This window comes from Hymenobacter agri (genome assembly GCF_054778495.1).
Map to the genome: position 1 here is coordinate 1 of NZ_BAAGZM010000816.1, position 1,538 is coordinate 1,538.

The window sequence follows — 1,538 nt, forward strand, 5'->3', positions numbered from 1 at the left end:
GCCACCGTGCGCGACGAGCAGCGGCCGGAACTGCTACTACTGGCCGAAGGCTGGCCCGAGGCCACCCGCTTCCTGGCACTGGCCGTGCGCCAGACCTGGCTCGAATTCCTGCTGAAAACCGCCTACGAGCAGCAGCCGGTCCTGCGCCGGTTCGAGCGGGCGAGCCATGAGGAAACGGCCGCCCGCTTCCGGCAGGCCGACCAGGCCGCGCTGTTCCACCATCGCATTCGGGCCATGCAGCGGCATTTCGAGAGCCTACCGAGCTTGCAGGCAGGTGGCCAAATGCGCGTGCTCAGCCGGGAATTCGCCAAAAAAACCCGCCACCTGCCACTGCGCCGCCTGATGCAGGACGCCGGCCGCGCCGTGCAGGCCATCAAGCCGGTGATGCTGATGTCGCCGCTATCGGTGGCCGCTTACCTGCCGCCCGGCGCGGTCGAGTTCGACCTGGTGGTGTTCGACGAAGCCAGCCAGGTGAAGCCCGTAGATGCCCTCGGGGCCATTGCCCGCGGCCGGCAATTGGTGGTAGTGGGTGACTCCAAACAGCTGCCGCCCAGCAGCTTCTTCGAGGCGCTGACCGAGTCTGGCGACACCCCCGACGAGGAGCACCCCACCGCCGACATTCCCAGCATTCTGGAGCTGTGCCGGGCCCGCCAGATGCCCGAGCGCCTGCTCCGCTGGCACTACCGCTCCCGCCACGAGTCGCTGATTGCGCCTTCCAACCACTTGTTTTATGATGACCGGCTGGTAGTTTTCCCCAGCCCCGGCGGGCCGGCCGGCGAACTGGGCTTGCGCTACCATCACCTGCCCGATGCTTATTATGAGCGCGGCACCACCCGCACCAACCCCGGCGAAGCCGCCGCCGTGGCCGCCGCCGTACTGCACCATGCCCGCACCAGGCCCGGCCTCACGCTGGGCGTGGTGGCATTCAGCATGGCCCAGCGCCAAGCCATCGAAGATGCGCTGGAAATCCAACGCCGCCAACACCCCGAAACCGAAGCGTTTTTCAGCCAGCACCCGCACGAGCCCTTCTTCATCAAGAACCTCGAAAACGTGCAGGGAGACGAGCGCGACGTGATTTTCATCAGCATCGGCTACGGCCGCACCCGCGAAGGCTACCTCGCCATGAGCTTCGGCCCGCTGAATGGCGACGGCGGCGAGCGCCGCCTCAACGTGCTCATCACCCGCGCCCGGCAGCGGTGTGAGGTCTTCACCAGCCTCAGCGCCGACGACCTCGACCTGAGCCGCACCGCCGCCCGGGGCGTGGCTGCCCTCAAAACCTTCCTCGAATATGCCCAAACCGGCCGCCTCGCGCAGGCCGAAGACACCGGCCGCTCCCCGGAATCACCGTTTGAGGAGGCCGTGCTCCGGGCCCTCACGGCGCGGGGCTACCAGCTGCGGCCGCAAGTAGGCAGCCAAGGCTTTTACATCGATTTGGCCGTGGTCGACCCCGAACAGCCCGGCCGCTACGTGCTGGGCATCGAGTGCGACGGGGCCATGTACCACAGCGCCCGCTCGGCCCGCGACCGCGACCGCCTGCG

General features: G+C 67.9%; 1 protein-coding gene. It reads left to right on the plus strand.

Features of this window, described 5'->3' with window-relative positions; genetic code table 11:
- Positions 1 to 1,538 (plus strand): AAA domain-containing protein (locus ACYVDE_RS22445; RefSeq protein ID WP_460503758.1); only part of this gene is annotated, 1,538 nt, incomplete at both ends.